This is a genomic window from Stenotrophomonas sp. NPDC078853 (assembly GCF_044901215.1).
Taxonomy (GTDB): domain Bacteria; phylum Pseudomonadota; class Gammaproteobacteria; order Xanthomonadales; family Xanthomonadaceae; genus Stenotrophomonas; species Stenotrophomonas lacuserhaii.
The window spans coordinates 1-7,857 of sequence record NZ_JBJDOQ010000031.1; the positions used below are offsets into that span (position 1 = coordinate 1).

Genomic DNA, 7,857 nt, shown 5'->3' on the forward strand with positions numbered 1-7,857 from the left:
GAAGACCCCGAACCTGGGCAAGAAGTCGCTCACCGAAATCAAGGAAGTGCTGGCCCAGCGTGGCCTGTCACTCGGCATGAAGCTGGAGAACTGGCCGCCGGCCGGTGTCGCCAGCCACGGCATGCTGGGCTGATACCTGCTTCTGCAGTACCGCGAAAGGCTCCACCGGCGACGGTGGGGCCTTCGCACAAACCGACGGACGAAACGTCCGCGGACAGGCCGACCAGGACGGGCGGCCAGGACCATCCGCAGTCCGAATTCAGCGCCATGATGGCGACAACGATCCCCAAAGCCTCAATCTTGCAAAGGAATCACCACCATGCGTCACCAGAAATCCGGCCGTAAGTTCAGCCGCACCAGCGCCCACCGCGAAGCGATGTTCAAGAACATGGCTGCCTCGCTGTTCAAGCACGAGCTGATCAAGACCACCCTGCCGAAGGCCAAGGAACTGCGCCGCGTCGCCGAGCCGCTGATCACCCTGGCCAAGGTCGACTCCGTCGCCAACCGTCGTCTGGCCTTCGCCCGCCTGCGTGACAACGAAGCCGTCGGCAACCTTTTCACCATCCTCGGCCCGCGTTACGCGTCGCGTCCGGGTGGCTACCTGCGTCTGCTGAAGTGCGGTTTCCGCGCCGGCGACAATGCGCCGATGGCCTACGTCGAGCTGGTCGACCGTCCGGCTGCCGTTGCCGAGGAAGTGGCCGAGTAATCGGATCGTTTCCTGATTTACCGTCAGAAGCCCGGCCTCGCGCCGGGCTTTTGCGTTGGCAGGCGGCGATATTCCGACCGGCGCAGCGCGCGGCGGTTCGAACGGCGGCGCCGGTCGGTTACCCTTGGCACCTGCCTGGCTAGAGTCGCCCTATGAATCCGTTCCGTTGGCCGTTCCGCGCCCAGTTCCTGCTGGGTTTCCTGATCTGTGCGGGTCTGCTCGGCTACGCCATCTTCCTGCAGTTGCAGATGGGGCTGGAGCCGTGCCCGCTGTGCATTTTCCAGCGCATCGCCTTCGCCGCGCTGGGCCTGTTGTTCCTGATCGGTGCGCTGCACGGGCCGTCCAACCGCCCCGGCCGGGTCACCTATGGGGTACTGGCCTTCATCGCGGCCGGCGTGGGGATCGGCATCGCGGCACGGCACGTGTACGTGCAGATGATCCCGCCGGAGTTCGGCGCCACCTGCGGCCCGCCGCTGGCCTTCCTCAGCGAAACCATGGGGCCCTTCGAAGTGTTCCGCACGGTGCTCACCGGCACCGGCAACTGCGGCAACATCGACTGGACCTTCCTGGGCCTGACGATGCCGATGTGGTCGCTGGCGTGGTTCGCTCTGCTGGCGGCCTGGGCGTTGCTGGTATCGTTTCGCCGCACGCGCTGATCGTGCCTGCTGTAGTTGTTCCGCCGAGCATGGCTCGGCGCTACCCTGAACGTTCTGGAGTTCGCCATGTCGTCCGTTGATTCCCTGCCCACCGTCGACTGGTCACCGGACAGCTGGCGCGCCAAGACCGCACTGCAGATGCCCACCTACCCGGATCCAGTGGCGCTGGATGCCGCACTGCATGAGCTGAAGCGGCTGCCGCCGCTGGTGACCTCGTGGGAGATCGTCGCACTGAAACAGCAGCTGGCCGACGCCCAGGAAGGGCGGCGTTTCCTGCTGCAGGGCGGTGACTGCGCGGAGAACTTCAGCGACTGCGAGTCGGGCATGATCTCCAACCGGCTGAAGGTGCTGCTGCAGATGAGCCTGGTGCTGGTGCACGGCCTGCGCAAGCCGGTGATCCGCGTGGGGCGCTTCGCCGGCCAGTACGCCAAGCCGCGTTCTGCCGATACCGAAACGCGCGACGGGGTGACCTTGCCGAGCTACCGCGGCGATGTGATCAACGCGCCGGCCTTCACCGAAGCGGCACGCCTGCCTGATCCGAAGCGGATGCTGCAGGCGCATGCCCATTCGGCGATGACGATGAACTTCGTGCGCGCGCTCATCGACGGCGGCTTTGCCGACCTGCATCACCCGGAATACTGGAACCTGGAGTGGGTGCGGCATTCGCCGTTGGCCGTGGAGTACCAGAAGATGGTGACCTCGATCGAAGATTCGATCGGCTTCATGGAAACCATTTCCGGCTCGCGCGTGCACAACCTCAAGCGCGTCGATTTCTACACCTCGCATGAAGCGCTGCTGCTGCCCTACGAGCAGGGCCTGACCCGTCAGGTGCCGCGCCAGCAGGGCTGGCTGAACCTGAGCACGCACTACCCGTGGATCGGCATGCGCACAGCGGCGCTGGACGGCGCCCACGTGGAATACCTGCGTGGCGTGCGCAACCCGATCGCGATCAAGGTCGGGCCGTCGGTGCAGCCGGACCAGTTGCTGCGCCTGATCGACGTGCTGAACCCGGACGACGAGCCGGGCCGCCTGAGCTTCATCCACCGCATGGGCGCGGCGCAGATCGCCGACAAGCTGCCACCGCTGCTGGATGCGGTGAAGCGCGACGGGCGTCGCGTGCTGTGGGTCTGCGATGCGATGCATGGCAACACCGAAAGCACCGGCAACGGCTACAAGACGCGTCGCTTCGACAACATCCGCAGTGAGGTGGAGCTGTCCTTCGATCTGCATGCCGCAGCGGGCACGCGACTGGGTGGCGTGCACCTGGAGATGACCGGCGAGGATGTGACCGAGTGCACCGGCGGCGCACGCGAGCTCACCGAGCGCGACCTGGAACGAGCGTATCGATCCAGCGTGGATCCGCGACTGAACTACGAGCAGTCGCTGGAAATCGCGATGGCGATCGTGCGCAAGCAGGCAGGCTGACCCTGACCCCTGACGCTGACCCGCTGTTTACGAACGGCTGACACCGCGATCATGGCCTTTGCGACACGCTGATCCTTTCGCGTGGTCGTGGAGGTGCACGGGTGATGCAGTGGCAACAGGTGCAGGCTTACGTGGTACCGCTTGGCATTGCACTGGCGGTCGGTGCGCTGGGGGCGTGGGTCATCCTGGCGCTGTATCGTCGCCTGGCCGGCAGGGACCGGCGGCGCGCACGTATCGGCCGGATGCTGGGGCCGCCGCTGGCGCTGGCCTTCCCGCTGTTCCTGATGGTTCCGGCGCTGGAGGCCACGCCCCTGCGCGGTGGCTGGCTGGAACAGGCACAGCGCGTCGCACACATCGGCTTGACCGCCTGCTTCATCTGGCTGCTGGTACGCGCGGTCGCTGCAGGTGAAGAGGCCATCCTGCGCAACCATCCCATCGAAGTTGCCGACAACCTCGAAGCCCGTCGCATCCAGACCCAGACCCGCGTCCTCAGCCGCGTGCTGATGGGCGGCATCATCATCCTCGGTGCCTCGCTGGTGCTGCTGCAGTTCGAGATGGTGGCCAAGATCGGCTCGGCGCTGCTGGCTTCGGCAGGCCTGATCGGCCTGGTCGCTGGTATTGCCGCCAAGCCGGTGTTCGGCAACCTGATCGCCGGCATGCAGATCGCGGTGACCCAGCCGATCCGGCTGGACGACGTGGTGATCGTGGAAGGGGAGTGGGGGCGCATCGAGGAGATCGGCAGCAGTTACGTCGTGGTCCGCATCTGGGACGAACGACGGATGGTGGTGCCGCTGACCTGGTTCATCGAAAACCCGTTCCAGAACTGGACCCGGCGCAGCGCCGATCTGCTGGGAACCGCCTTCCTGTGGTTGGACTACCGCGCGCCGATTCCCGCGATACGGGCAGAGCTTGAGCGCATCTGCAAGGACGCCCCGCTATGGGATGGACGGGTCTGCGTCACTCAGGTCACCGAGACCACCGAACACACCCTGCAGGTACGCCTGCTGGTCAGTGCGCGCAACTCCGGCGACGCCTTCGACCTGCGCTGCCTGGTACGTGAACGCATGCTGGATTTCCTGGCGCGTGAGCATCCGCAGGCGCTGCCGCGGCTGCGCGCGCAGATGGAAGTGGGGGCCGACATGCCGCGTCACCGCGTGGCGGCGGCGCCCGAAGCGGATGTCCGTTCTCCCGGTGCGGAAGATGGCGAGCCCGCGGTGGGTTAGCCGCGCCACGACGGCGGCGTCAGCCCGGTAGCGCCGAGCCATGCTCGGCGGCATGTCGACGATCCAGCCGACCTGCAGCGGCTATAACGGCGGCGGGCGGCGCGCCATGGTGCGCTGTTCGTAGGCGTAGCCCAGCTCGATCAGGCGCGGTTCGGTCCAGGCGGTGCCCATGAACAGCAGCCCCACCGGCAGGCCATCCACATGGCCCATCGGCACGCTCAAGCTGGGGTAGCCGGCAACGGCGGCCGCACTGTAACTGCCGCCGGGAAAGGCATCGCCGCCGCTGCGGGTGATTGGCCAGGCGGTACCGGTGGTCGGCGCTACCAGCGCGTCCAGCTGGTGCGCGCGCAGCAAGGCATCGATGCCCTGCTCACCGGCCATCCGGCGCGCTTGGCTGCGCGCCTGGATATAGCCTGCATCGCCCAGCGTGCCGGCCTGCGCTGACGCTTCCAGCAGTTCCTGGCCGAACAGCGGCAGTTCCTGGGCGGCGTGTTCGGTATTGAAGGCGATGACCTGCGGCAGTGTGCGCAGCGGCGCCTTCCAGCGCCGCAGGTAGCGTTCCAGGCCGGCCTTGAATTCAAAACGCAGCACGGTCTGCTCGGCGTCGGCCCACTGGCTTTCGTCCAGCGCCGGCACCCTCACCACGGTTGCACCGGCCCGGCGCAGTTCGTCCAGGGCGTGCTGCATCAGCGTGTCGATGCCGGGGCGCTGGGTCAGTGGGCTGTCCAGCACGCCGATCCGCGCGCCGCGCAGGCCATCGGGGTTCAGCCGCGCGGTGTAGTCGTATACCGCTCGTCCCGGCATCGTCGCCGTGGCCGGATCGGCGTCATCGCGTCCGGCGATGGCAGTCAGCACTGCGGCGGCGTCGGCCACCGTGCGGGTGATCGGGCCGGGCGTATCCTGGCTGAAGGAGATCGGGATGATGCCATCCCGGCTGACCAGGCCCACGGTGGGCTTCAGGCCGACCACCCCGTTGACGGCGGCCGGGCAGACGATGCTGCCATCGGTTTCGGTCCCGATCGAGACCGCGGCCAGGTTAGCGGACACCGCCACCGCGCTGCCACTGCTGGAGCCGCAGGGGCTGTAGCCGGGTCGATACGGGTTGCGGGTCTGGCCGCCGCGTGCGCTCCACCCGGAAGTGGGGTCCTCGCCGCGATAGTTGGCCCATTCACTCAGGTTGGCTTTGCCGAGGATCACCGCGCCGGCTTCGCGCAGGCGCCGCACCAGGAAGGCATCGTCCGGCCGGAAACCGGCCAATGCCAGCGAACCGGCCGTGGTGCTCATGGGCGAGGCGTTGATGTTGTCCTTGAGCAGCACCGGGATGCCATGCAGGGGGCCGCGCAGGCGGCCGCTGCGGCGCTCCTGGTCGCGTTGGGCGGCATCCTTCAGCGCATCCGGGTTGAGCTCGATGACCGCGCGCAGGCGCGGCCCCGCACGGTCCAGCGCGGCGATCCGCTCCAGATAGGCACGGGTGAGGGTGCGGCTGGTCAGTTCCCCGGCCAGCATGCGTGCCTGCAGGTCGGCGACTTCGGCTTCGGCATAGGCGAAAGGTGCCGCGGCTGCCGCAGCGGGATGCGCCGTGGGCGCTCGTGGTGGCGCCGCCGACAGGCCGCCCGGGCACGCCAACAGCACCGCGGCGAGCACGGTGGACAGGCGGAAACAGGGGGGCAGCTTCGGGACGATGCGCATGAGGGGCGGCCTGGTCACCAGCCCAGTGTATCGCGGGGTCGTCAGGGTTTGCGCTTGAGGATGTCGCGTGCGAGCACGTAGACCACCAGCAGGTTGATCACCAGCACGGTCCAGGAGGCCCAGCCGGGATGGCGGGCAATGGCGTACACATCGAAGGGCAGGTAGATGCCGGCTGACACGCAGCCCAGCCACGACGCCCAGGCCTTGGCGCGCCACAGGCCCCAGGCTTCCACCAGGTGCAGCACCGCGTAGGCGAGCATCGCCGCCGCCGCCAGGTGCACGGCATCGGGACTGATCATGTTGAGCAGCGAGGGCAGGGCGCCGTGATCCGGGTCCAGGCTGAAACGCCGGATCAGGGCACTGATTCCATCGCGTAGTGGCTGCGGACCGAGCAGTTCCAGCCCGGTCGCCGCCAGCAGTGCAAGCACCGCCTTGCCCGTTTCGAGCAAGGCGATGACATGCAGCCCCGGATGCCGTTTTGGATCCGGGTTGTAAGCGGTCTGGCTCACGGGTCGGCTCAGCCGCCGCGCGAGGCCTTCTTGCGATCGCTTTCGGTCAGCCCCTTCTTGCGCAGGCGGATTTCCTTCGGCGTGATCTCGACCAGCTCGTCGTCTTCGATGAAGTCCAGGGCCTGCTCCAGCGAGTACTTGATCGCCGGGGTCAGCTGGATCGCATCGTCCTTGCCGGAAGCGCGCATGTTGGTCAGCGGCTTGGTCTTGATCGCGTTGACGGTCAGGTCGTTGTCCTTGGAATGGATACCGATCAGCTGGCCTTCGTACACGTTGTCGCCTTCGGCAGCAAACAGCTTGCCGCGTTCCTGCAGCGGTCCCAGCGAGTAGGCGGGGGTGGCGCCCGGCGCATTGGCGATCATCACGCCGTTCTGGCGCTTGGCGATGCTGCCCTGTTCCTTCGGACCGTAATGGTCGAAGACGTGGAACAGCAGGCCCGAGCCCTGGGTCAGGGTCTTGAACTCGTTCTGGAAGCCGATCAGGCCACGCGCCGGAATCTGGTATTCCAGGCGCACGCGGCCCTTGCCGTCCGGCTCCATGTTCTTCAGCTGGCCCTTGCGGGTGCCCAGCTTTTCCATGACGCCGCCCTGGTGCTGTTCTTCGATGTCCACCACCAGCTGTTCGATCGGCTCCATGGCCTGGCCGTCGATCTGCTTGATGATCACTTCCGGGCGCGACACGGCCAGCTCGTAGCCTTCGCGACGCATGTTCTCGATCAGCACCGACAGGTGCAGCTCGCCACGGCCGGAGACCAGGAACTTGTCGGCGTCTTCCAGCTGTTCCACCTTCAGGGCCACGTTGTGGACCTGCTCGCGGTCCAGGCGGTCCTTGATCTGGCGGCTGGTCAGGAACTTGCCACCGGACAGGTCCTTGTTGCCGGCGAACGGCGAATTGTTGACCTGGAAGGTCATCGAGATCGTCGGTTCATCGACGGTCAGCGCCGGCAGCGCTTCCGGGGTATCCGGATGGCACAGGGTGTCGGAGATGGTCAGCTCGGCGATGCCGGAGATGGCGACGATGTCGCCGGCTTCGGCGGTGTCCTGCTCGATGCGCTCCAGGCCCAGGAAGCCCAGCACCTGGGCGACCTTGCCGTTGCGCTTCTTGCCTTCACGGTCGATCACCGCGACCTGCATGTTCTTCTTCAGGGTGCCGCGCTGGATGCGGCCGATGCCGATCACGCCCACGAAGTTGTTGTAGTCCAGCTGGCTGATGCGCATCTGGAACGGGCCGTCCGGATCCACTTCCGGCTTCGGCGCGTGCTGCATGATGGCTTCGTACAGCGGGGTCATGTCGCCGTCGCGCACGCTGTCTTCCAGGCCGGCATAGCCGTTCAGGGCCGAGGCGTAGACGATCGGGAAATCAAGCTGCTCATTGGTGGCGCCGAGCTTGTCGAACAGGTCGAAGACCTGGTCGATCACCCAGTCCGGACGCGAGCCCGGACGGTCGACCTTGTTGACCACCACGATCGGCTTGAAGCCCATCGCGAAGGCTTTCTGGGTCACGAAGCGGGTCTGCGGCATCGGGCCGTCCATCGCGTCGACGAGGATCAGCACGGTGTCGACCATCGACAGCACGCGCTCCACTTCGCCGCCGAAGTCGGCGTGTCCGGGGGTATCGACGATGTTGATCCGGTTCTTGATACCGGTCTT

7 protein-coding genes and 1 pseudogene are annotated in these 7,857 nt (G+C 66.7%); 5 read left to right on the forward strand and 3 right to left on the reverse strand.

The window, feature by feature from the left end; genetic code table 11:
• The 5 genes and pseudogenes from ACI2JH_RS19405 to ACI2JH_RS19425 all read left to right on the forward strand — a co-directional run.
• Positions 1-133: pseudogene (locus ACI2JH_RS19405) on the forward strand (DNA-directed RNA polymerase subunit alpha); the annotation flags it as partial.
• A 186-nt stretch (positions 134-319) separates the two neighbouring features.
• Positions 320-706, forward strand: coding sequence for a 50S ribosomal protein L17 (gene rplQ / locus ACI2JH_RS19410; protein WP_042614208.1), 387 nt, complete (start codon positions 320-322; stop codon positions 704-706).
• Positions 707-858: 152 nt separating this feature from the next.
• Entirely contained in the window at positions 859-1,362 is a 504-nt protein-coding gene (locus tag ACI2JH_RS19415; protein WP_042614207.1) for a disulfide bond formation protein B, read from the forward strand.
• A 66-nt stretch (positions 1,363-1,428) separates the two neighbouring features.
• A complete protein-coding gene (locus ACI2JH_RS19420) occupies positions 1,429-2,787 on the forward strand; it encodes a class II 3-deoxy-7-phosphoheptulonate synthase (protein ID WP_404736977.1) in 1,359 nt (452 codons plus the stop codon).
• A gap of 104 nt (positions 2,788-2,891) precedes the next feature.
• Entirely contained in the window at positions 2,892-4,010 is a 1,119-nt protein-coding gene (locus tag ACI2JH_RS19425; RefSeq protein WP_404736978.1) for a mechanosensitive ion channel family protein, read from the forward strand.
• A gap of 81 nt (positions 4,011-4,091) precedes the next feature.
• On the opposite strand, the gene ACI2JH_RS19430 is transcribed toward ACI2JH_RS19425, so the two are convergent.
• From ACI2JH_RS19430 to typA, 3 genes are all read right to left on the reverse strand, one after another.
• Positions 4,092-5,693, reverse strand: a complete 1,602-nt coding sequence (locus ACI2JH_RS19430) for an amidase (RefSeq protein ID WP_404736980.1) — start codon at positions 5,691-5,693, stop codon at positions 4,092-4,094.
• Positions 5,694-5,740: 47 nt separating this feature from the next.
• Positions 5,741-6,208, reverse strand: a complete 468-nt coding sequence (locus ACI2JH_RS19435) for a DUF2127 domain-containing protein (protein ID WP_042614204.1) — start codon at positions 6,206-6,208, stop codon at positions 5,741-5,743.
• 8 nt (positions 6,209-6,216) lie between these two features.
• Positions 6,217-7,857, reverse strand: a 1,641-nt coding sequence (gene typA, locus ACI2JH_RS19440; protein WP_404736979.1) for a translational GTPase TypA, incomplete at its 5' end; no start/stop codon positions are given.